At 74.1% G+C, this 23,083-nt stretch carries 18 protein-coding genes and 1 riboswitch; of the genes, 13 read left to right on the top strand and 5 right to left on the bottom strand.

Annotation, left to right across the window (positions count from 1 at the left end; all coding sequences use genetic code 11):
* Positions 1–69: 69 nt before the first annotated feature.
* Positions 70–627, bottom strand: coding sequence for a DUF6082 family protein (locus ACWD3O_RS10965; RefSeq protein ID WP_451409118.1), 558 nt, complete (start codon positions 625–627; stop codon positions 70–72).
* Between the two features lie 318 nt (positions 628–945).
* On the opposite strand from ACWD3O_RS10965, the gene ACWD3O_RS10960 reads away from it, so the two are divergent.
* Positions 946–2,127: a CobW family GTP-binding protein gene (locus ACWD3O_RS10960; RefSeq protein WP_451415655.1), complete on the top strand. Its 1,182-nt coding sequence runs from the start codon at positions 946–948 to the stop codon at positions 2,125–2,127.
* 113 nt (positions 2,128–2,240) lie between these two features.
* Here ACWD3O_RS10960 and ACWD3O_RS10955 read toward each other — a convergent pair whose 3' ends face one another.
* Together ACWD3O_RS10955 and ACWD3O_RS10950 are read right to left on the bottom strand one after the other, a co-directional pair.
* Positions 2,241–4,697, bottom strand: coding sequence for a DNA gyrase/topoisomerase IV subunit A (locus ACWD3O_RS10955; protein WP_451409120.1), 2,457 nt, complete (start codon positions 4,695–4,697; stop codon positions 2,241–2,243).
* A 133-nt stretch (positions 4,698–4,830) separates the two neighbouring features.
* Positions 4,831–5,277 carry a hypothetical protein gene (locus ACWD3O_RS10950; protein ID WP_451415654.1) on the bottom strand — a complete coding sequence of 149 codons (447 nt, stop codon included), beginning with the start codon at positions 5,275–5,277 and terminating at the stop codon, positions 4,831–4,833.
* A gap of 271 nt (positions 5,278–5,548) precedes the next feature.
* Between ACWD3O_RS10950 and ACWD3O_RS10945 the strand changes: the two genes are divergently transcribed.
* The 4 genes from ACWD3O_RS10945 to ACWD3O_RS10930 all read left to right on the top strand — a co-directional run bounded on the left by ACWD3O_RS10945 (position 5,549) and on the right by ACWD3O_RS10930 (position 10,348).
* Positions 5,549–6,901, top strand: a complete 1,353-nt coding sequence (locus ACWD3O_RS10945) for a M16 family metallopeptidase (RefSeq protein ID WP_451415705.1) — start codon at positions 5,549–5,551, stop codon at positions 6,899–6,901.
* Entirely contained in the window at positions 6,898–8,286 is a 1,389-nt protein-coding gene (locus ACWD3O_RS10940; RefSeq protein WP_451415653.1) for a M16 family metallopeptidase, read from the top strand. The genes ACWD3O_RS10945 and ACWD3O_RS10940 overlap by 4 nt, the downstream gene beginning before the upstream one ends.
* Before the next feature lie 207 nt (positions 8,287–8,493).
* Positions 8,494–8,684, top strand: a riboswitch (cyclic di-AMP (ydaO/yuaA leader).
* 13 nt (positions 8,685–8,697) lie between these two features.
* On the top strand, positions 8,698–9,456 hold the full coding sequence (locus ACWD3O_RS10935; protein ID WP_451415652.1) for a M23 family metallopeptidase: 759 nt from the start codon (positions 8,698–8,700) through the stop codon (positions 9,454–9,456).
* Positions 9,457–9,640: 184 nt separating this feature from the next.
* Positions 9,641–10,348 (top strand): GntR family transcriptional regulator, encoded by a 708-nt coding sequence (locus tag ACWD3O_RS10930; RefSeq protein WP_451415651.1) that lies wholly within the window; start codon positions 9,641–9,643, stop codon positions 10,346–10,348.
* A 168-nt stretch (positions 10,349–10,516) separates the two neighbouring features.
* Here ACWD3O_RS10930 and ACWD3O_RS10925 read toward each other — a convergent pair whose 3' ends face one another.
* Positions 10,517–10,813: an HPr family phosphocarrier protein gene (locus ACWD3O_RS10925; protein ID WP_451409534.1), complete on the bottom strand. Its 297-nt coding sequence runs from the start codon at positions 10,811–10,813 to the stop codon at positions 10,517–10,519.
* Positions 10,814–10,918: 105 nt separating this feature from the next.
* Here ACWD3O_RS10925 and ACWD3O_RS10920 point away from each other — a divergent pair, with 105 nt between their 5' ends.
* The 6 genes from ACWD3O_RS10920 to ACWD3O_RS10895 all read left to right on the top strand — a co-directional run bounded on the left by ACWD3O_RS10920 (position 10,919) and on the right by ACWD3O_RS10895 (position 18,647).
* On the top strand, positions 10,919–14,005 hold the full coding sequence (locus ACWD3O_RS10920; RefSeq protein ID WP_451415650.1) for a bifunctional acetate--CoA ligase family protein/GNAT family N-acetyltransferase: 3,087 nt from the start codon (positions 10,919–10,921) through the stop codon (positions 14,003–14,005).
* Between the two features lie 123 nt (positions 14,006–14,128).
* Complete coding sequence (locus tag ACWD3O_RS10915) at positions 14,129–14,725, top strand: DUF5998 family protein (RefSeq protein ID WP_451409535.1); 597 nt, start codon at positions 14,129–14,131, stop codon at positions 14,723–14,725.
* The gene (locus ACWD3O_RS10910) at positions 14,725–15,948 is read left to right on the top strand and encodes an alkaline phosphatase family protein (protein ID WP_451409127.1); all 1,224 of its coding nucleotides are present in this window, start codon (positions 14,725–14,727) and stop codon (positions 15,946–15,948) included. The genes ACWD3O_RS10915 and ACWD3O_RS10910 overlap by 1 nt, the downstream gene beginning before the upstream one ends.
* Positions 15,949–16,046: 98 nt before the next feature.
* On the top strand, positions 16,047–16,697 hold the full coding sequence (locus tag ACWD3O_RS10905) for a thymidine kinase (protein WP_451409128.1): 651 nt from the start codon (positions 16,047–16,049) through the stop codon (positions 16,695–16,697).
* Between the two features lie 176 nt (positions 16,698–16,873).
* Positions 16,874–17,740, top strand: coding sequence for an alpha/beta fold hydrolase (locus ACWD3O_RS10900; RefSeq protein WP_451415649.1), 867 nt, complete (start codon positions 16,874–16,876; stop codon positions 17,738–17,740).
* A gap of 64 nt (positions 17,741–17,804) precedes the next feature.
* Positions 17,805–18,647, top strand: a complete 843-nt coding sequence (locus ACWD3O_RS10895) for an alpha/beta hydrolase (protein ID WP_451409130.1) — start codon at positions 17,805–17,807, stop codon at positions 18,645–18,647.
* A 251-nt stretch (positions 18,648–18,898) separates the two neighbouring features.
* Here ACWD3O_RS10895 and ACWD3O_RS10890 read toward each other — a convergent pair whose 3' ends face one another.
* On the bottom strand, positions 18,899–19,861 hold the full coding sequence (locus ACWD3O_RS10890; protein ID WP_451415648.1) for an alpha/beta hydrolase: 963 nt from the start codon (positions 19,859–19,861) through the stop codon (positions 18,899–18,901).
* A 444-nt stretch (positions 19,862–20,305) separates the two neighbouring features.
* On the opposite strand from ACWD3O_RS10890, the gene ACWD3O_RS10885 reads away from it, so the two are divergent.
* On the top strand, positions 20,306–22,201 hold the full coding sequence (locus tag ACWD3O_RS10885; protein ID WP_451415647.1) for an amidohydrolase: 1,896 nt from the start codon (positions 20,306–20,308) through the stop codon (positions 22,199–22,201).
* Between the two features lie 180 nt (positions 22,202–22,381).
* Entirely contained in the window at positions 22,382–23,044 is a 663-nt protein-coding gene (locus ACWD3O_RS10880; protein WP_451409133.1) for a hydrolase, read from the top strand.
* The last annotated feature ends 39 nt before the right edge of the window (positions 23,045–23,083 follow it).

Raw genomic sequence — 23,083 nt, 5'->3', positions numbered from 1 at the left:
CCACCGCCCCACCGCCCCCAAGGCACCACCAGCCGTGGGAGCCCCCCCCGTACCGGACGCGGCGGACGCCTACGTCCCGGCCTCCGGCTCCCGTGGGGGCTCGACCACCCACCAGTCCTCCTCGGCGTCCTCCAGCTCGCCGAGGAGCCCGTCGGCCCGGCGGCCGAGCCGCGCCTCGTCGGAGCGCGGTGGCAGGCTGTCCCGGTGGTGCGTGGTGCGCGACCAGTACTCCCGCATCAAGGGGTTCTGCAGGCTTCCCCGCAGGTGGCCGATGAACTCGTCCTCGGTGAGGTTGCCGAGCCGGTGGTAGAAGACCAGGTTGGTGTAGAGCGCGTTGGCGAACAGGTACTGGCGCCGCTTGCGCGGGGAGACGGGCGGGCCCTCGTAGACGTCCAGGACTTCGGCGAGGTCGGGGTCGTCGATGGCCTTGCTGAGCAGTGCCCAGTGCTGGCGCTGCTGCGTCGTGAGGTTGGTCTCGCGCTGCATGGCGCGGATCTGGGTCAGGTGCTGGTCCAGGGCCGAGCGGAGTTCGCCCAGGGCGCGGCGTTGGACCGCGGTGGCGGTGATCGCGCCGGCGGCGGCGCCCACGCACGCCGCGAGGGCGGAGCGCAAGAACTGTGTGGCCATGTCAATCCCCCGAATCGGACGACCGAGCGCCGGTCGGGTCGGTGAGGGGCGACGCGGGCGGGGACCGGCGAGCGGTGGCGCTGCTTCGTGCTGCCGCTCCCAGGGTGCCGAGCGGCTCTGATCGGCGGGAGGCGGAGAGGGAGGCGCACGGAGGGACGTGCGGGTCACCCGGACCGGCGCCATGGTGAAACGTTTGCCCAGCGGAAGGCGTGAACAATCGTTCACCCATGGCCGTTACACAGTCCCCATATCCTGACGGCGGCATTCGAGGACGAGCAGCGTGCGCCGGGCGCGCGGTGCGGTGAGGAAGGGCGCGTGATGAGCGGCGAGACCCCGCAGATTCCGGTCGTCGTACTGGCGGGGTTCCTGGGGGCGGGGAAGACGACCCTGCTGAACCACCTGCTGCACCACAGCGGCGGAAGCCGCATCGGGGCGGTGGTGAACGACTTCGGCGCGATCGAGATCGACGCGCTGGCGGTGGCCGGCGCGCTCGGCGACTCCACCGTGTCGCTGGGCAACGGGTGCCTGTGCTGCGCCGTGGACGTCGGGGAGCTGGACGAGTACCTGGGCAGGCTCGCCCGGCCCTCCGCCGGCATCGACGTGATCGTCATCGAGGCCAGCGGGCTGGCGGAACCGCAGGAACTGGTGCGGATGGTGCTGGCCAGCGAGCAGCCCGAGGTGGTCTACGGCGGGCTGGTGGAGGTCGTGGACGCGGCCGAGTTCGACGCGACCCGCGAACGGCACCCGGAGGTCGACCGGCACCTGGCGCTGGCGGACCTGGTGGTGGTCAACAAGATCGACCGTGCCGCGGACCGGGCGGCGGTGCTGCGCACGGTCGGGGAACTGGCCGACGGGGCCGCGGTGGTGCCGGCGGCCTACGGACGGATCGACCCGGAGTTCCTGTTCGACTGCCGGCCCGCCGAGGAGCGTGTCGGGCAGCTGACCTTCGACGACCTCCACCCGCACGAGGAGGGGGCGGGCCACGGCGGGCACCTGCACGCCGGCTACGACAGCGTGTCGTTCGCGTCGCCGGAGCCGATGGACCCGCGGCGGCTGATGCGGTTCCTCGACGAGCGGCCGGAGGGCCTGTACCGGATCAAGGGGTGGGTCGACTTCGGGGCGTACGACCCGCGGAACCGGTACCTGGTGCACGCGGTGGGCCGGTTCCTGCGGTTCTACCCGGAGCCGTGGGGCCCGCGGGAGCGCCGGGGGACGGGGCTGGTGCTGATCGGCTCCGGGATCGACGCGGAGGGGCTGGAGAAGGAGCTGGCCGCCTGTGTGAACACGGCGCCCGGGGAGCCCGACGAGCACGGCATGTGGGGCGTGCTGCGCTACGTGCGGGGGGACGACGACGCGGACCTCGACGCCGAGAGCGCCGAGCTCGTCGAGCACGCCGAACTCGTCGAGCACGCCGAGGGCGCCGACAACGCCGAGGACGCGGCCGGACCGGCGGCGTCCGGAGCCGCCGGGCCGCGCGCGGAGGCGCCGGAGGCCGAGTGACCGCGCCGCGCCCCCCGGAGAGTCCCGAGGGGGCCGCGGCGCGGGCTGTGGCCGTCGTCGGCGCGGCACGGCGCCGGGCCGCGGCACGGCGCCGGGCCGCGCCGCGGGACGGGTCAGGCCGGGCCGGTGACGACGGCGACCGTCTTCGGCAGGCCCACGCCCGAGCCGTCGCGCCGCGGGTCGATCTCGGGCAGCTCGGCGGGCATGCCGTTCTTCTGCGTGGCGAGGGCCGGGGCCGGCCCGGCCCAGGCCAGGGAGAGGCAGTCCTCGCCCTTGAGGAAGCGCTGGCAGCGGACGCCGCCGGTGGCCCGTCCCTTGCGCGGGTACTGGTCGAACGGCGTCATCTTCGCCGTGGTCTGCACCGAGTCGTCCAGCGTGCCGCGGGAGCCGGCCACGGTGACCACCACCGCGTCCCGGCCCGGGTCCACCGCGGTGAACGAGATGACCTTGGCGCCGTCCGCCAGCTTGATGCCGGCCACACCGCCCGCCGGGCGGCCCTGCGGGCGCACCAGCGACGCCTGGAAGCGCAGCAGCTGGGCGTCGTCGGTGACGAAGACCAGGTCCTCCTCGCCGGTGCGCAGCTCGGTGGCGCCGACCACGCGGTCGCCCTCCTTGAGGGTGATGACCTCGAGCTCGTCCTTGCCCGCCGGGTAGTCCGGCACCACCCGCTTGACGATGCCCTGCAGCGTGCCGACCGCGAGGCCGGGGGAGGACTCGTTCAGCGAGGTCAGGCAGACCGGCGTCTCGTCGTCCTCGAAGGACACGAACTCGGCGAGGGGCGCGCCGCCGGCCAGGTTGGCCGCGGTGCCCGCGGGGATCTCCGGCAGGAGCGGCAGGTCGACCACGTTGACGCGCAGCAGGCGCCCGGCGGAGGTGACGACGCCGATCTCGCCGCGCGCGGTGCTCTCGGCCACGGAGACGATCGCGTCGTGCTTGACCCGCTTGGCGCCCTTCTGGGCCGGGAACGGGTCGGCGTTCGCCGTGCGGGCCAGCAGGCCCGTGGAGGAGAGCAGCACCCGGCACGGGTCGTCGGCGACCTGCAGGGGCAGGGCGGCCGGGGTGTCCGCGGACTCCAGCAGCACCGTGCGCCGCGGGGTGCCGAACTTCTTGGCGACGGCGGCGAGCTCGCCGGAGACCAGCTTGCGCAGCTCGGCGTCCGACTCGAGGATCCGGGTCAGCTCCTCGATCTCCGCGGTCAGCCGCTCCTTCTCCGCCTCCAGCTCGATCCGGTCGAACCTGGTGAGGCGGCGCAGCGGCGTGTCGAGGATGTACTGCGTCTGGATCTCCGACAGCGCGAAGCTCTCCATCAGGCGCTGCTTGGCCTGGGCGGAGTTGTCGCTGGAGCGGATCAGGCGGATGACCTCGTCGATGTCGATGAGCGCGGTCAGCAGGCCCTCGACCAGGTGCAGCCGGTCGCGCTTCTTGCCGCGGCGGAACTCGGAGCGGCGCCGCACCACCTCGAAGCGGTGGTCGAGGTAGACCTCGAGCAGCTCCTTGAGGCCCAGGGTGAGCGGCTGGCCGTCCACCAGGGCCACGTTGTTGATGCCGAAGGACTCCTCCATCGGCGTCAGCTTGTAGAGCTGCTCCAGCACGGCCTCGGGGACGAAGCCGTTCTTGATCTCGATGACCAGGCGCAGGCCGTGCTCGCGGTCGGTGAGGTCCTTGACGTCGGCGATGCCCTGGATCTTCTTGGAGCCGACCAGGTCCTTGATCTTGGCGATCACCTTCTCGGGCCCCACGGAGAAGGGGAGTTCGGTGACGACCAGGCCCTTGCGGCGGGCGGTGACCTGCTCCACGGCGACCGTGGCGCGGATCTTGAACGTGCCGCGGCCCTTCTCGTAGGCGTCGCGGATGCCGGGGAGCCCGACGATCCGGCCGCCGGTGGGCAGGTCGGGGCCGGGGATGTGCTTCATCAGCGCGTCGAGATCCGCGTTCGGGTGGCGGATCAGGTGGCGGGCGGCGGCGACGACCTCGCCGAGGTTGTGCGGCGGCATGTTGGTCGCCATGCCGACCGCGATGCCGGAGGCGCCGTTGACCAGCAGGTTCGGGAAGGCGGCGGGCAGCGCCACCGGCTCCCGTTCCTGGCCGTCGTAGTTGGGCTGGAAGTCGACCGTGTTCTCGTCGATCGACTCCGTCATCAGGCTGGTCGCGTCGGCCATCCGGCACTCGGTGTACCGCATGGCGGCCGGCGGGTCGTCGTTGCCCAGGGAGCCGAAGTTGCCGTGGCCGTCGACCAGCGGGACCCGCATGGAGAACGGCTGGGCGAGGCGGACCAGGGCGTCGTAGATCGACGTGTCGCCGTGCGGGTGGAGCTTGCCCATGACCTCGCCGACGACGCGGGCGCACTTGACGTAGCCGCGGTCGGGGCGCAGGCCCATCTCGTTCATCTGGTAGACGATGCGCCGGTGCACCGGCTTGAGGCCGTCCCGCGCGTCGGGCAGGGCGCGGGAGTAGATGACCGAGTACGCGTACTCGAGGAAGGAGCCCTGCATTTCGTCCACGACGTCGATGTCGAGGATCCGCTCCTCGAAATCGTCGGGCGATGCTGTCTTCGTGCTGCGGCGGGCCATCGCTGCCGGGCTCCTTCACGGTCTTGCGAGCATGAACGGGGGACTGTCGCGCACCATTGTGGCCCTCGCCGCCGACAGCTCGGACCGCGCCCCCCGCCGGCGACCGCGCGGTGAGCGGGGGGCGCGGGTGATTTCAGTCCCGGCGCAGGGTGTCGATCACGCCACCCCACTCGGGCCCGTCCCACGCGATGGAGACGGCGGTTCCGTCCGACTTGATCTTCAGGGTGCCCTGGGTGCGCTCGGGGTCCGGCTCCGCGCAGTCCAGGGTGATCCGCGGCTTGTCGGTGTTGACGCCCTCGAGCGTGCCGGCGCAGGCGAGCTCGCCGGTGGTGGCGACCTCGGTGCCGGTGATCTCGAGGGTGTCCAGGGGACTGTCGTTGACGGTCCGCCAGGTGCCGTCGATCCCCTTCTCCGCCGGCGCGGGCTGCGAGGACTCCTCGGCCCGCGGGGACTCCTCGGTCCGCGGGGAGGACGCGGCGCTCCCGCCCTTCGCCGCCTCGTCGTCGCCGGAGCCTCCGCATCCGGTGAGCAGCACGGCGCCCGCGACCAGGGCGGCGGTCACGGTCAGGGCCTTGCGCATCGGAACGTCCTTTCCTGTCCCGCGGCGGGGACGTCGGGTCGGTGGGCGCCGCCCATCCCAGCACACTCCCGCGCCCGGCAGGGAGCGGGGTCCGGGCCCCGCGGCGGAGCGCGTCGCCGGATCGGGCGGCAATGTGCCGGACCGGGAACCGGGCGGTACCCCGCCACGGTTGCATACAGTGACAGGCAGTTCGCACTCTCAGCGTTCTCAGAGTTGTCAGCGTTATCAGCGTTATCGGTTCCGAATGTTCGACGCGATCGAAGGGACGTACATGCCCATGGGTCACACGGCCACAGCCGAGGCAGGCTCAGGAGGCCTCACCGCTACCGAGCACCGCCTCGCCAACGGGCTCCGGGTGGTGCTGTCGGAGGACCACCTGACCCCGGTCGCCGCGGTGTGCCTCTGGTACGACGTCGGCTCCCGGCACGAGGTCCGGGGCCGCACCGGCCTCGCCCACCTCTTCGAGCACCTGATGTTCCAGGGCTCGGCCCAGGTGAAGGGCAACGGGCACTTCGAACTGGTGCAGGGCGCGGGTGGTTCCCTCAACGGCACCACCAGCTTCGAGCGCACCAACTACTTCGAGACCATGCCGGCCCACCAGCTCGAGCTCGCGCTCTGGCTGGAGGCCGACCGGATGGGCTCCCTGCTCACCGCCCTCGACGACGAGTCGATGGAGAACCAGCGCGACGTCGTCAAGAACGAGCGCCGCCAGCGGTACGACAACGTCCCCTACGGCACGGCGTTCGAGAAGATCTTCGCCCTCGCCTACCCGGAGGGCCACCCGTACCACCACACCCCGATCGGCTCGATGGCCGACCTGGACGCCGCCACGCTGGAGGACGCCCGCGCGTTCTTCCGCACCTACTACGCGCCGAACAACGCGGTGCTGTCGGTGGTCGGCGACATCGACCCGGAGCAGACGCTCGCCTGGGTCGAGAAGTACTTCGGCTCCATCGCCTCCCACGACGGCAAGCCGGCCCCCCGGGACGGCGCGCTGCCCGAGGTCATCGGCGAGGAGATCCGCGAGGTCGTCCGCGAGGAGGTCCCGGCCCGCGCGCTGATGGCCGGCTACCGCCTCCCCGAGGACGGCACCCGCGCCTGCGACGCCGCCGACGTGGCCCTGACCATCCTGGGCTACGGCGAGTCCTCCCGGCTCTACAACCGGCTGGTGCGCCGCGACCGTACCGCGGTGACGGCCGGCTTCGGCCTGCTGCGCCTGGCGGGCGCCCCGTCACTGGGCTGGCTGGACGTCAAGACCTCCGGCGACGTGGAGGTCCCGGTGATCGAGGCCGCCGTGGACGAGGAGCTCGCGCGGCTCGCCGCCGAGGGCCCCACGGCCGCGGAGATGGAGCGCGCCCAGGCGCAGCTGGAGCGCGAGTGGCTGGACCGGCTCGGCACGGTCGCCGGCCGCGCCGACGAACTCTGCCGCTACGCCGTGCTGTTCGGCGACCCGCAGCTCGCCCTGACCGCCGTCGGGCGCGTCCTGGAGGTGACGCCGGAGGAGGTCAAGGAGGTGGCCAAGGCCCGGCTGCGCCCCGACAACCGCGCGGTGCTGGTGTACGAGCCGATCACCCCGGAGGGCGCGGACGAGGCCGCCGACGAGAACGAGGAGGAGGCCAAGTGACCGAGCTGGCCACGATGGAGTTCCACCCGATGCCGCAGGCCGGCGAGCCCAAGCCGTGGGCCTTCCCCGCCCCCGGACGCGGCGCGCTGGACAACGGCATGACGGTCCTGCACTGCCACCGCCCCGGCCAGCAGGTCGTGGCGGTCGAGGTGCTGCTGGACGCGCCGCTCGACGCGGAGCCCGCCGGACTGGACGGCGTCGCCACCGTCATGGCGCGCGCCTTCGCCGAGGGCACCGACAAGCACTCCGCGGAGGACTTCGCCGCCGAGCTCGAACGGTGCGGCGCCACGCTGGACATGCACGCCGACCACCCCGGTGTGCGGGTCTCCCTGGAGGTGCCGGTCTCCCGGCTGCCCAAGGCCCTCGGTCTGCTCGCCGACGCGCTGCGCGCCCCCGCGTTCGCCGAGGACGAGGTGTCCCGGCTGGTCCGCAACCGGCTCGACGAGATCCCCCACGAGCTGGCCAACCCGGCCCGCCGCGCCGCCAAGGAGCTCTACAAGGAGCTCTTCCCGGCCGGGTCGCGGATGGCGCGCCCCCGCCAGGGCACCGAGGAGACGGTCGGGAAGATCGACGCGGCCGCGGTGCGCGCCTTCTACGAGCGGCACGTCCGCCCCGCCACCTCGACCGCCGTGGTGGTGGGCGACCTCACCGGCGTCGACCTCGACGCCCTGCTGGCCGAGACCCTCGGCGCGTGGACGGGCTCCCCGGCGGACCCGCACCCGGTGCCCGCGGTGACGGCGGACGACACCGGCCGCGTGGTGATCGTGGACCGCCCGGGCTCGGTGCAGACCCAGCTGCTCATCGGCCGCACCGGTCCGGACCGGCACGACCGGGTGTGGCCCGCCCAGGTGCTCGGCGCCTACTGCCTCGGCGGCACGCTCACCTCCCGGCTGGACAAGGTGCTGCGGGAGGAGAAGGGCTACACCTACGGCGTCCGCTCCTTCGCCCAGGTCCTGCGCTCCGCGCCCGACGGCTCGGGCGCGGCCCTGCTGGCCATCAGCGGCTCGGTGGACACGCCCAACACCGGCCCGGCGCTGCAGGACCTCTGGCAGGTGCTGCGCACGCTGGCCGAGGGCGGCCTGACCGACGCCGAACGCGACACCGCGGTGCAGAACCTGGTGGGCGTCGCCCCGCTGAAGTACGAGACGGCGGCCGCCGTGGCCGGCACCCTGGCCGACCAGGTGGAGCAGCACCTGCCGGACGACTTCCAGGCGACGCTCTATCAGCAGCTCGCCGCCACCGGCACCGTGGAGGCCACGGCGGCCGCGGTGAGCGCCTTCCCGGTGGACCGCCTGGTCACGGTCCTCGTCGGCGACGCCGCGCAGATCGCCGACCCGGTCCGCGACCTGGGCATCGGCGAGGTGACGGTGGTCCGCGCGGAGTAGCCGCCCGTACAGGCCGGTTCGGGCCCCGGTGACCGATCTGGTCGCCGGGGCCCGCTTCGTCCCGTTCAACGGGCGTTGCGTGGGGAAGAGTCCGGTTTGCCCTGTGGGATGCGCTACAAAAGCCTTGATCCGTTTGTGATCCGAATGATCACGCCATTAGCTTCGGTCCGGCTGTCCGCCACACTTGTGCGCCGCGCCCGCGGCGCCGGGCAGTCATCGCCTAATCCCCGTACGGCGCGAGCCAGGGGAGCCGGGGACCCACAAGCGGCAACCCCTGGGGTGAATCGGGCGCCTTCCGCACGGCGCGCGCACAACGCGCGCACGGGGGGAGACGCCCGTAGGAGACCTTCCTGCTCCGAACCCGACAGCTAACCCGGCAGGCGAGAGGGAAGGAAAGGACTCAGCCACTTCATGGCGTTCAACTGCGCCTCCGGCAGGCACCGTCGTCCCGGCCGGACCAGCCGCACCACCGCCGGCCTGGCAGGCCTCGCCGCTCTCACCACCACCGGCGTCGTCGGCACCCTGGCCACTCCCGCCTCCGCCGCCGAGACGTCCGCCGCCGAGACCTCCGTCAACGAGACCACCGGCCTGCTGCCGGTCGTCACCATCGGCGACCGCGTGGCCGACCAGATCGACGAGCAGGCCGAGGCCCAGGAGCGGGCGGCCGCCGAGAAGGCCGCCGTCGAGAAGGCCCGCAAGGAGCGCGAGGAGGCCGAGCGCCGCGCCGCCCGCGAGGCCGAGCGCGAGCGCCTGCGCCGCCTCACCATGTTCGTCAGCCCCATCGCCGGCTCCTACGTCTCCACCGGCTACCAGGCCGGCGGCGCCGTCTGGTCCTCCGGCAGCCACACCGGCGTCGACTTCCACGCCGCCGCCGGCACCCCGGTCCGTTCGGTGGGCCGCGGCACCGTGGTCGAGGCCGGCTGGGGCGGCAGCTACGGCTACCAGGTCGTCATCAAGATGCACGACGGCACCTACACCCAGTACGGCCACCTGTCCTCGGTCAGCGTCACCCCCGGCCAGGCCGTGACCCCCGGCGCGCACATCGGCCGCTCCGGCGCCACCGGCAACGTCACCGGGCCGCACCTCCACTTCGAGGCGCGGATGACCGCCGAGTACGGCAGCGACATCGACCCGGTCGCCTACCTCCGGTCCCACGGCGTGAACCTCTGACGCCACCCGCACGCGCGAAAGCCCCCGCCCCGGTTTCCCGGGCGGGGGCTTTTTCGTCGTTCCGGAAGGATTCCGGGCGCACCGGGCGGGCCTCGGCCAAAAATTCCCCGCCCGCGGGGCCTTCCCGTCGGAAATCGCCGTCGATTGCCTTAGAGTCAATTCATTCATCGAGGCGGAGGTCGGCATGCGTATTCCCGCGCATTCGGTATGCACGGCGATCCGGGACGACATCGTCGCAGGCGTCCACGAGCGGGGAAGCCGGCTGACCGAGGAAGTGCTCGCCCGGCGCTACGGGGTCTCCCGGGTCCCGGTCCGCGAGGCGCTGCGCACCCTGGAGGCGGAGGGCTTCGTGGTCACCCGGCGCCACGCCGGGGCCTGTGTGGCCGAGCCGACCGAGCAGGAGGCCGCCGACCTGCTGGAGATGCGGCTGCTGCTCGAGCCGCTGGGCGCCGCCCGGGCCGCGCAGCGCCGCACCGAGGCCCACCTCAAGGTGCTCCGCGGCCTGGTCAGGCTGGGGCAGGAGCGGGCGCGGCGGGGCTACGGCGAGGACCTGCGGTCCTTGGGCGGCTGGTTCCACGAGACGCTCGCGCAGGCCTGCGGCAGCGGCGCCCTGACCTCGTCCCTCACCCAGCTGCGGCACAAGATCGCCTGGATGTACTCGGTGGACCCGCTGCCCGCCCCCACCGAGACCTGGGCCGAGCACGGCGCCATCGTCGACGCCGTGGCCCGGGGTGACGGCGAGCGGGCCCGGCAGACGACCGCCCTGCACACCGAACGCTCGCTCGCCCTGCACCGGCTCCGCATTCCCGGCCAGAACCGCGGAAACGCGGTGCGCCCGGACGTGGTGAGGACTTCGCAACATGCCGTAAACACGGGCGGCCTCTCCACTTAACACCGAGGCCGTATACAAGAGCGGAGGAATTCGATTCCGCATGCCGATTTCTACGGCCCGAGGTGTTTCCCGGGGCTTTCGCGTGCCCGGAAATGCGGGCGGCGCGCACGGCCGAGGGAAAAGCGGCGTTCCGGTCGGCGTTCCGGCCGGTGTTCCGGGCCGACGAGTTCACGGCATCGCGTATCCCGGCCCCCTCGGCGGAGGCTCCGACACCAGCTCCGCGAGACGGCGCAGCACCGCCTCGGCGCCCTCGCCCTCGCAGGACAGCACGATCTCCTCGCCCCCCTGCACCCCCAGGCCCAGCACCTTCAGGATCGACGCCGCGCTCACCGGCCCCGCCCCGGCCCCGTCCGCCCGGGCCACCCGCACCGGCAGCCCCGACTCCTGCGCCGCGCGCACGAACCGCGCCGCCGGCCGCGCGTGCAGCCCGTCCGGCCCCGCCACCCTCACCCGCCGTTCGGCCATCTCCGGCACCTCGCCCTCCTCCTTCTGCTCGTCGTGCACCTGGTCGTGAACCTCGGGGCCCTCCGGACCCGCGCCCGAAGCGGCCACGCGCCGTAGGCTTGCGGCATGCAGAGCCCGTCGGACCGTCACGAGTACCCCGCACACTGGGAAGCCGACGTCGTGCTCCGCGACGGCGGCATCACCCACGTCAGGCCCATCACCGAGGACGACGCGGAACGCCTGGTCAGCTTCTACGAGCAGGTCTCCGACGAGTCGAAGTACCTGCGGTTCTTCTCCCCGTACCCCCGCCTGTCCGCCAAGGACGTGCACCGGTTCACCCACCACGACTACGTGGACCGGGTCGGCCTGGCGGCCACCGTCGGCGGCGAGTTCATCGCCACCGTCCGCTACGACCGGGTCGACGCCACCGGCATGCCCGCCTCCTCGCCCGCCGACGAGGCCGAGGTCGCCTTCCTGGTGCAGGACGCCCACCACGGCCGCGGTGTCGCCTCCGCGCTGCTGGAGCACATCGCCGCCGTCGCCCGGGAACGCGGTGTGCGCCGCTTCACCGCCGAGGTGCTGCCCGCCAACACCAAGATGATCAAGGTGTTCACGGACGCCGGATACGCCCAGAAGCGCAGCTTCGAGGACGGCGTGGTCCGCCTGCACCTCGACCTCGAACCCACCGACCGCTCGCTCGCCGTCCAGCAGGCCCGCGAACAGCGCGCCGAGGCCCGCTCCGTGCGGCGGCTGCTCGCCCCGGGCTCGGTCGCGGTCGTCGGCGTGGGCCGCGGCCGGGGCGGCGTGGGCCGCAGCGTGCTGGAGCACCTGCGCGACGGCGGCTTCACCGGCGCCCTCCACGCCGTCAACCCGTCCTTCCCCGAGGACCTCGCCGAACTCGACGGCGTCCCCGCCCGCCGCTCGCTCGCCGGGATCGACGGGCCGGTCGACCTCGCCGTGGTCGCCGTCCCCGCCGACCGGGTGCCCGAGGTCGTCGACGAGTGCGGGGCGCACGGCGTCCAGGGGCTGGTCGTCCTCTCCGCCGGATACGCCGAGCTGGGACCGGAGGGGCGGGAACGGCAGCGTCAACTGGTGCGCCAGGCGCGCGCGTTCGGCATGCGCGTGATCGGGCCCAACGCGTTCGGCGTGGTCAACACCGCGGCCGACGTCCGGCTCAACGCCTCCCTCGCGCCCGAGATGCCCCGCGCCGGACGGATCGGCCTGTTCACCCAGTCCGGCGCCATCGGCGTCGCCCTGCTCTCCCGCCTCCACCGGCGGGACGGCGGGGTCACCGGCGTCACCGGCGTGTCCACCTTCGTCTCGGCCGGCAACCGCGCCGACGTCTCCGGCAACGACGTCCTCCAGTACTGGTACGACGATCCGGAGACCGACGTCGCGCTGATGTACCTCGAGTCCATCGGCAACCCGCGGAAGTTCAACCGGCTGGCCCGGCGCACCGCCGCCGCCAAGCCGCTGGTCGTGGTGCAGGGCGCCCGGCACAGCGGCGTGCCCCAGGGCCACGCCGTGCGCGCCACCCGGCTGTCGCACGACACCGTCTCCGCGCTGCTCCGCCAGGCCGGCGTGATCCGCGTCGACACCATCACCGAACTGGTCGACGCCGGACTCCTGCTGGCCCGTCAGCCGCTGCCCGCCGGACCGCGGGTGGCGATCCTCGGCAACTCCGAGTCGCTGGGCCTGCTCACCTACGACGCCTGCCTCGCCGAGGGCCTGGAACCGCTGCCCCCACTGGACCTCACCACCGCCGCCACCCCCGACGACTTCCACCGCGCGCTCTCCCGTGCCCTGGCCGACCCCGGCAGCGACGCCGTGGTGGTCACCGCCATCCCCCGCATCGACGAGGCGGCGGGCGACGGGGGCACGGCGGCGGACGCCGCGCTCGCCGAGGCCCTGCGCACCGCGGGGGCCGAGGCGCCGGACAAGCCCGTCCTGGTCGTCCACGTCGAACTCGGCGGGCTGGCCGAGGCGCTCTCCGCCGCCGCCGTCACCGCGCCCCAGGCCCGGGCCGCCGCGGGAGCGCGGCCGGAGGACGCCGCGCGGACCCCGGAGTCCGGGGAGACGGCGCCGGCGGGGGACGGCGCCCAGCAGCCGAACGCCCCGCAGGAAGGTGCCCGGCGGGAGAGTCCCCCACAGCCCGACGAGACCCGTCTGCGGCTGATCCCCGCCTACCCCGCCGCCGAACGCGCCGTCCGCGCCCTGGCCGAGGCCGTCCGCTACGCCGACTGGCGCCGGGACGCCGCCGAGGCGGGCCGGGTGCCCGAGTTCGAGGACATCGACGAGAAGGAGGCCGCCTCCTTCATCGCCACCCTGCTCGCCGACGCCCCGGGCGCCGCCGCGACCGGGCCGGCCGCCACGACGGGGCCGGCCGCCGGCACCGGGTTCGCCGTCGGTACGGGGGCCACCGTCGGCGCCGGGCCCACCGTCGGCACAGGGGCGGGGCAGGACGCCCGAGCGGGGCGGCCCGACGCCGAGGCAGCGCGGCCCGGCGCCGGGGCGGGGCCCGACGCCGGCGTCGAGCTGGGCCCCGAGGAGACCCGCGCCCTGCTGCGCCGCTACGGCGTCCCGGTGCGCCGCGCGGTCCCCGCCGGCTCGGCCGACGAGGCCGTCGCCGCGGCCCGCAGGATCGGTTATCCGGTGGCCCTGAAGACCACCGCCCCGCACCTGCGGCACCGCGCCGACCTCGGTGGCGTCCGGCTCGACCTGGCCGACGAGGAGCAGGTCCGCCGCGCCTTCGCCGAACTGGCCGACCTGTTCGGCGGGGCCGAGCAGGTCCGTCCGGTGGTCCAGCAGATGGCGCCGCGCGGTGTGGACACCCTGGTCCGCGCCGTGATTGACCCCGCCGCGGGCCCGGTGCTCTCCTTCGGCCTGGCCGGCGCCCCCTCCCAGCTCCTCGGCGACCTCTCGCACCGGCTGATCCCGGTCGCCGACCGCGACGCCGCCGCCATGATCCGCTCGGTGCGCACCGCGCCGCTCCTCTTCGGCTGGCGCGGCGCCGCCCCGGTGGACACCGACGCCCTGGAGCGGCTCCTGCTGCGGGTGTCCCGCCTGGTCGACGACCACCCCGAGGTGGTGGCCGTCACACTGGAGCCGGTGGTCGTCGCCCCCCGCGGTGTGAGCGTGCTCGGCGCCTCGGTACGACTGGCGCACCCGCCCGCCCGCGACGACCAGGGACCGCGTACGCTCCCGCAGTACTGACCGGTCCCCCGACCGGCCCCCCCGACCGGCCCCGCACCGGACCCCCGCCCGGCCCGCACGCCGCGCGACGGGGCGAACCGGACCGCTCCAGGGCGGTCCGGGCAGTCCGTGCGCCGCCGTAGGATGGACGTCATGGCCAAGACCAGTACGACGACCCAGGGGCTGCGCGCGGCGATCGAGCGCAGCGGCTACTACCCGGCCCTCGTGGCCGAGGCGGTGGAGTCCGCCGTGGGCGGCGAGCCCGTCCGGTCGTTCCTGGTCCATCAGGAGACCACCTTCGACGCCAACGAGGTCCGCCGCCATGTGACGGTGCTGGTGCTCACCGGCAACCGCTTCATCGTCAGCCACACCGACGAGCAGAACGCCGACAGCACCTCCCCGTCCCCGTACGCGACGACGTCCACGGAGTCGGTGAAGCTGGAGAAGATCTCCTCCGTGGTGGTCAGCCGCGTCGTCTCCGACCCGGAGACCTACACGCCGGGCCGGCTGCCCCGCGAGGTCGTGCTGACCATCGGCTGGGGCGCGGTCGCGCGCCTCGACCTCGAGCCGGCCGCCTGCGGCGACCCCAACTGCGACGCCGACCACGGCTACACCGGCAGCTCCACCGCCGACGACCTCTCCCTGCGCGTCAGCGAGGCCGGCGACGGCCCGGAGACGGTCGCCCAGGCGCTCGCCTTCGCGCAGGCGCTCTCCGAGGCGATCGCGGACAACGGCCGTTGATGTCCCACGCCGCATGGGACGACTGGGAGCGGGCCAACGCCGCCGCCGTCCCCGGTCACCCGGAGCCGCTCCCGGTGGCCTCCGCGCCCGTCCCCGAGTACGGCAGCGGCTCCCTCGCCGACCTGCTGCCCACCCTGGCCGCCGGCATGGGCGTGCCGGGGCTCACCCCGGCCATCACGGAACTCGCCCCCGCCGACCGGGCGTGCGTCTTCCTCGTCGACGGCCTCGGCTGGGAGCAGCTGAAGGCGCACCCCGAGGACGCGCCCTTCATGAACTCCCTGCTGGCCTCCTCGCGCGGCGGCACCGGCCGCCCCCTGACGGCCGGCTACCCGGCGACCACCGCCACCTCGCTGGCCTCGGTCGGCACCGGCCTGCCGCCGGGCGCCCACGGCCTGCCCGGGTACACGGTCCGCAACCCGGAGACCGGCGCGCTGATGAACCAGCTCCGCTGGAACCCGTGGACCTCCCCCGCGCTCTGGCAGCCCCACCCCACCGTCTTCCGCATGGCCGAGGCGGCCGGCGTGCACGCCGCGCAGGTGTCCTCCCCGGCCTTCGAGACCACGCCGCTCACCCAGGTCGCCCTCAGCGGCGGCACCTTCCACGGCCGCCTCGCGGGCGAGGAACGGATGGACCTCGCCGCCGAGCAGCTCGCCGCGGGCGACCGGGCGCTGGTCTACACGTACTACTCCGAGGTGGACGGCGCGGGGCACCGGTTCGGCATCGACTCCGACACCTGGCGCGGGCAGCTCGCCTACGTCGACCGCCTGGTCCAGCGCCTCGCCGAGCAGCTTCCGCCGCGCAGCGCCCTCTACGTCACCGCCGACCACGGGATGATCGACGTGCCGTTCGACGAGGAGCACCGGATCGACGTCGACGAGGACTGGGAGCTGAAGGCCGGCGTCGCGCTGCTGGGCGGCGAGGGCCGCGCCCGGCACGTGTACGCGGTCCCCGGCGCGGCCGGCGACGTCCTCGCCGTCTGGCGCGAGGTGCTCGGCGAGCAGTTCTGGATCGCCTCGCGGGACGAGGCGATCGCGGCCGGCTGGTTCGGCCCGCACGTCGACGAGCGGGTGTACGAGCGCCTCGGCGACGTGATCGCGGCCGCCCGGGACGACGTGCTGCTCATCGCCTCGGAGCGGGAGCCCAAGGAGTCGCTGATGGTCGGCAACCACGGTTCGATGACGCCCGCCGAGCAGCTCGTGCCGCTCCTGGAAGTCCGCACCTGACGGCCGCCGCCGTCACCCGCCTCCCACCCGCCACCCCCGCCCCCCGCACGCTGACCGAAAGGCGCTCGACCTGTCATGCCAGAGCCGGTGTTCCGCTGATGTCCGAGCTGGTGTTCTTCTCCGGGACGATGGACTGCGGAAAGTCCACCCTGGCCCTCCAGATAGACCACAACCGCTCCGCCCGCGGGCTGGAAGGGCTGATCTTCACCCGCGACGACCGGGCCGGCCAGGGCAAGCTGTCCTCCCGCCTGGGCCTGGTGACCGACGCGGTGGAGGCGGGGCCCGGCTTCGACCTGTACGGCTTCGTCGTGGACCGGCTGCAGCGGGGCGGCCGGGTCGACTACGTGATCGCGGACGAGGCGCAGTTCCTCGCCCCGGAACAGGTCGACCAGCTGGCGCGGATCGTGGACGACCTGGAGATGGACGTCTACGCCTTCGGCATCACCACCGACTTCCGCACCCGCCTCTTCCCCGGCTCCCAGCGGCTGATCGAGCTCGCCGACCGCGTCGAGACCCTCCAGGTCGAGGCGCTGTGCTGGTGCGGGGCGCGGGCCACGCACAACGCGCGCACGGTGGGCGGCGTGATGGTGGTCGAGGGCGAGCAGGTCATGGTGGGCGACGTCGCCCACCAGCCGGGTGAGATCGGTTACGAGGTGCTGTGCCGGCGTCATCACCGCCGGCAGATGACCGGTGCGACGGCGCGGGCGGCCTCCCTCTCGCCCGACGTGCTGCCGGTGAGCTCCGCCTGACCGTCGCCGTCGCCGTCGCCGCCGGCCCTCTCCTCACGCCCTTCTCCTGACGCGATCGGCCCGCCGCCGCGATCCTGCAGCAGCGGCACAGTGCTGTGCGTTCCTGGGCAACTGCCCCTCTCCGGCCCGACCTAGCGTGCTCCTGACGGTCCGTGACAGAGCCGAGGAGTGGGCATATGACGAACGAGTTGGGGATCACCCGCCGGGGGATCGTGGTGGCGGGGGCCGCCTCCGCCGCCGCGGCGGGCCTGGGGATGGTCGCCCCGGCACAGGCCGCGCCGGGGCCGTCGGCCAGGCCGTCGCCGGAGGCCGGGGCTGGGGCCGACGGGCACGGATCGCCGCTGATCGTGCTCGTGCACGGCGCGTTCGCGGACGGCTCGAGCTGGGCGCCGGTCGCGCGGCGGCTGCAGGACGCCGGTCACCGGGTACGGGTCGTGGCGAATCCGCTGCGGGGCCTGCCGGTGGACGCGGCCCATGTCAGAAGCGTCCTGGACGCCGTCACCGGACCGGTGGTGCTGGCCGGGCACTCCTACGGGGGCGCGGTGATCACCGAGGCGGCGGCCGGCGCGGCGCAGGTGAAGGCGCTGGTGTACGTGGCGGCGTTCGTGCCCGACGCCGGTGAGGTGCTGGGCGAACTGGCCGCCCGCTTCCCGGGGTCCGAGCTCGAGCCCGCCCTCGTGCCGGTGCCCGCCCCGGCCGCCGACGGCACCCCGGGGGCCGACCTGTACATCCGGGAGGACCGCTTCCGGCGGGTCTTCGCCGGTGACGTGCGCGAGGACACCGCCCGGCTGCTCGCCGCCGGCCAGCGGCCGCTGTCGGCCTCCGCGTTCGGCGACCGGGTGACGGCCGCCGCCTGGCGGACGATCCCCTCCTGGAACCTGGTCGCCACCCTCGACCGGGGCATCCCTCCCGAGCTGCAGCGGTTCCAGGCACGGCGCGCCGGGTCGCACACCGTCTCCGTGCCGAGCTCGCACCTGCCGCTCCACAGCCGCCCCGGCGACGTGGCCGGGCTGATCCGGGCCGCCGCCCGGACCGTCGCCTGACCGCCCCCGCCCGCACCGCGCCCTCCCTTCCCCTCCCCGCCAGCAGCCCACCCTAGGAACAGGCATGCCGACATCACATGACCTCGAACAGATCGACGCCGTCAACGCGAGCGGGCGCCCCCCGGTCGTCTTCGTCCACGGCCTGTGGCTGCTGCCCAGCAGCTGGGACCGGTGGGCGGAGGTCTTCGCCGAGGCCGGATACGCCCCGCTGACCCCGGGCTGGCCCGACGATCCGGAGACCGTGGCGGAGGCCAACGCCCACCCGGAGGTGTTCGCCGGCAAGAGCGTGGGGCAGGTCGCCGACCACTTCGCCGACGTCATCGGCCGCCTGGAGCGGCGGCCGGTCGTGGTGGGGCACTCGTTCGGCGGGCTCATCACCCAGATGCTGGCGGGCCGGGGGCTGTCCGCGGCGTCCGTGGCCATCGACCCGGCGCCGTTCCGCGGTGTCCTGCCGCTGCCGGTCTCCTCGCTGCGCGCGGCGAGCGTGGTCCTCGGCAACCCGGCCAACTACCACCGCGCCGTGCCGCTGACGTACGACCAGTTCCGGTACTCGTTCGCCAACGCGGTCGACGAGGCGGAGGCCAAGGAGCTGTACGAGCGGTTCGCCGTGCCCGCGCCGGGCGAGCCGCTGTTCCAGGCGGCGTTCGCGAACGTCAACCCGTGGACGGAGGTGAAGGTGGACACGCTGGCCGCCGACCGGGGCCCGCTGCTGGTGATCTCCGGCGAGAAGGACCACACCGTGCCATGGGCCATCGCCAACGCCTCCTACCGCCGGCAGGCCCGCAACACCCACGCGGTCACCGAGATCGTCGAGATGCCGGGGCGGGGCCACTCCCTCACCATCGACAGCGGCTGGCGCGAAGTGGCCGGAACGGCGCTGGAGTTCGTCCGGCGGTTCGCGGACTGAGCCCGCCCCCGCTCCACGAGGCCGCGCGCGGCGGACGCCAGGCGTCCCCCGCCCGCGGCCTCCCGGCATGCGCCCGAGGGCGCGCGCCCATACCGCGCGCGCCCGTACGCCGCGTGTCCGGCGTCGCGCGCGCCGGCCGCCGCCGCACGGTGCCCGAGGCCGCGCGTCCGACGCCCCACCGGGCAGCCGGGAGCACCGACGGCCGCGTGGACGGGGGCTGCCCGTCCGCGCGGCCGTCGGCGTGCGCGGGCTCAGTCCCGCCCGTGGAGCGCGGTGCGCAGGGTGTCGACGGCCATCCGGATGGCGCCCTCGGCGGCCTGGGTGCCGCGCAGCGCGTTCAGCATCACGAAGTCGTGGATCGCGCCCTGGAACCGCACCGCGGTGACGGGGACACCGGCCTGGCGGAGCTTGTCGGCGTAGGCCTCGCCCTCGTCGCGCAGCACGTCGGCCTCGGCCGTGATCACCAGCGCCGGGGGCAGGCCGGCGAGCTGCTCGACGGTGGCCCGCAGCGGTGAGGCGGTGATCTGCGCGCGTGCCTCCTCGTCGGTCGTGTACTGGTCCCAGAACCACTGCATGCCGTCGCGGCGCAGGAAGTAGCCGGTGGCGAACGTGTGGTACGAGCCGGTGTCGAAGGCGGCGTCGGTGACCGGGTAGAACAGCACCTGCTGCCGAAGCGGGATCCCGCCGCGCTCCTTGGCCATCAGGGTCAGCGCCGCGGTCATGTTGCCGCCGACCGAGTCCCCGGCCACCGCGACACGGTCGGCGTCCAGCCCGTGGGCGGCGCCCTCGGCGACGATCCACCGCGCCACCGTGAAGTTCTGCTCCACGGCGACCGGGTAGCGGGCCTCCGGCGACAGGTCGTACTCGGGGAAGACCACGGCCGCGCCCGCGCCGACGGCCAGTTCCCGCACCAGACGGTCGTGGGTGTGGGCGTTGCCGAAGACCCAGCCGGCGCCGTGGATGTAGAGGACGACCGGCAGGGTCCCGCGGGCGCCAGCGGGCCGGACGACGCGCACGCGGACGCCGTCGGTGGGTCCGCCGGGGACGGTCACCCACTCCTCGTCGACCTCGGGCTTGTCGATCTCGCCGGACTGCACCTCGTCGACGGCCTTGCGGCCCTCCGCGGGCGGCAGTTCGAACAGGTAGGGAGGCCGCGCCGTCGCCTCGGCGAAGGCGGCGGCCGCGGCTTCCAGCACGGGTCGGGTCTCGGACACGGAGGACTCCTCGGGGTAGCGGGGTAGCGGGGTAGCGGGGTAACCGGGTTCTGGCGTCCGGTGCCGGGCACGCCGGCCTCGGCGGCACGCGCGGGCCTGGCCCGCGCACGGCGCGACCGGGGAGCGCCGCTCGCCCCACGCTAGGCAGGCGGGGCCCGCGCCCGATTGCCCCAAAGCGCACGGCGACTTCTCCCTGGGCGCACGCTCCGCGGCGGTGCACCACCGAGCAACTCGTCGTGCACTTCCGGGACATGCGCGGCCCGTCGACCGTGTTTCGCTCCTGTCGCAGGCACCGGACGAAGCCGCTTCCCGGCGGCTTCCGCCGACCGGTGTCCGCCGCTCCGCCGACCGTGTCCGCCGCCGCGCGACCGCGTCGTCGCCGGCGCAACGCCCCCGTTCCGCCGCCGCGTCGTCGCGGCACGCCCCTCCCGAGGAGTTCCAGAGATGTCGACCATGCCCGTCGGCGGACTCGTTCCGCTCGCCGAGGAGAACGCGGCGGACCTCGTCGTCCGCAACGCGAGGATCCACACCGGGGACCCGGCCCGCCCCCACGCCGAGGCGATCGCCGTACGGGACGGCGTCGTCACGGTCGTCGGCGACGACAAGGACGTGGCCGGCTCGGTCGGGCCGCGGACGCGGGTCGTCGACGCGCTCGGACGACGGGTCGTCCCCGGCCTCAACGACGCCCACCTGCACGTCATCCGCGGTGGCCTCAACTACGTGCTGGAGCTGCGCTGGGACGGCGTGCGCAGCCTCCGCGAGGGGCTGCGGATGCTGCGGGAGCAGGCCGCCCGCACACCGAAGGGCCAGTGGGTCAGGGTGGTGGGCGGCTGGTCGGCGGAGCAGTTCGCCGAACGCCGGCTGCCGACGCCCGCGGAGCTGAACGCCGCCGCCCCCGACACCCCCGTCTTCGTGCTGCACCTCTACCAGTCGGCCGTGATGAACCGCGCCGCGCTGAAGGCCGCCGGCTTCACCCGGGACACGCCCGACCCGAAGGGCGGCCAGATCGTGCGCGGGCGGGACGGGGAGCCCACCGGCATGCTGCTGGCCGCCCCCAGCGCCCTCATCCTCTACTCGACGCTGGCCAAGGCGCCGACGCTGGAGGGCGAGGACCGCAAGACCTCCACCCGCCACTACCTGCGGGAGCTCAACCGCTTCGGCCTGACCTCGGCGATCGACGCCGCCGGCGGCTTCCAGAACTTCCCCGACAACTACGCCACCGTCGTCGAACTCGCCGAGGCCGGGCAGCTGTCGCTGCGCATCGCCTACCACCTGTTCCCGCAGACGCCCGGCCAGGAGGTCGACGACCTCGCCCGCTGGATCGCGACCGTGCGGCCCGGGGACGGCGACGCCTGGCTGCGGCTCAACGGCGCCGGGGAGAACCTCACCTGGTCGGCGGCCGACTTCGAGAACTTCGCCGAGCCGCGCCCGGAACTCGCCGACGGCTACGAGGCGCAGTTCGAGAAGGCGGTCCGGCTGCTGATGGAGAACGGCTGGGGCTTCAGGCTCCACGCCACCTACGACGAGACCATCCGCCGCGACCTGGCGGTCTTCGAGAAGCTCGCCGCGGACGGCCTCTTCCCCGCCGGGAACCGCTGGCTGTTCGACCACGCCGAGACCGTCTCCGCCGAGAGCCTGGACCGGATCGCCGCACTCGGCGGAGCGGTGTCGGTGCAGAACCGGATGTCCTTCCAGGGCGAGGTCTTCCTGCGCCGCTACGGCCCCGGCGCAGCCGCGGACGCCCCGCCGGTGCGGGCCATGCTGGACCGCGGTCTCACCGTGGCGGCCGGCACCGACGCCACCCGGGTCTCCAGCTACAACCCGTGGGTCGCGCTGCACTGGCTGGTCAGCGGCCGCACCGTCGGCGACCTGGCGCTGCGACCCCCGTCCAACCGGGTCGACCGGCGGACCGCGCTGGAGATGTTCACCCGCGCCGGCGCCGCGCTCACCGGCGAACAGGACGTCAAGGGGCGACTGCGCCCCGGCTGCTACGCGGACCTGGCGGTGCTGTCCGACGACTACTTCACCGTGCCCGAGGACGAGATCCCGCACATCGAGTCCCTGCTGACCGTGGTCGGCGGCCGCGTCGTGTACGCCGCCGCGGACTACGAGGGCATCGACGAGGAACTGCCGCCCGTCAGCCCCGCCTGGAGCCCGGTGACCCGCTTCGGCGGCTACCAGGCCTCGGGGCGTGCCCAGGCGCTCTCCGCGGGCGTCCGCCAGGCCGCGGCGCTCGGCGAGGCCGTCTCCGAGTCGCGGGAACACCGGCGGTGGCGCGAGGAGCGCGGTCTGGCGCGGGCCGGCGCGGTCACCCCCTTCGACCCCTGCTTCGACCTGTGAGCGCCCCCACGGAGCACGGCGCGAGACGCCGCCCGCGGTCCGTGCGCCACCCCTGATCCCCGTCCGCGCGCGGACACCCTTCGCGTGCGGACGGACACCCACGGCGCGGACCGGCCGGTCCGCGACCGCACTCACCACCTCACCGCACCTCACCTCACCATCGAGAAAGGCACCATCCCCATGGTCAACATCGCCGACGTCACCGCTGCCCCCAGCCCCGACCTCCTCACCCCGGACAACTGCGCGGTCCTCTTCGTCGACCACCAGCCGCAGATGTTCTTCGGCACCGGCAGCGGCGACCGCACCGCCATCATCAACTCCACCGTGGGCCTGGCGAAGGCCGCGAGCGTCTTCGACGTGCCCGTCGTGCTGTCGACGGTGGCCGCCGAGAGCTTCTCGGGCCCGCTGATGCCGCAGCTCGCCGACGTCTTCCCCGACCACAAGATCATCGACCGGACCACGATGAACGCGTGGGAGGACGTCGACTTCGTCGAGGCGGTGAAGGCCACCGGCCGGCAGAAGCTGGTGTTCGCGGGCCTGTGGACCGAGGTCTGCGTGGTGCTGCCGGTGCTCTCCGCCATCGCCCAGGGCTACGAGGTGTACGTGGTCACCGACGCGTCCGGCGGCGTCACCCCGGAGGCGCACGAGCACGCCGTCCAGCGCATGGTCCAGGCCGGCGCGGTCCCGGTCACCTGGGTGCAGGTGCTGCTGGAGCTGCAGCGCGACTGGGCCCGCACCGAGACGTACGTCCCGGTCGGCGACGTGGTCAAGGCCCACGGCGGGGCCTACGGCCTTGGCATGGTCTACGCCCAGTCGGTCATCGGCGCCCACGCCGCCGGCTGACCGGCGGCGGAACGGCACTCGGCACTCGGCTACGGCAGG

This window comes from Streptomyces sp. NPDC002640 (assembly GCF_053592575.1).
This window is presented reverse-complemented; position numbering and strand designations above follow the sequence as displayed.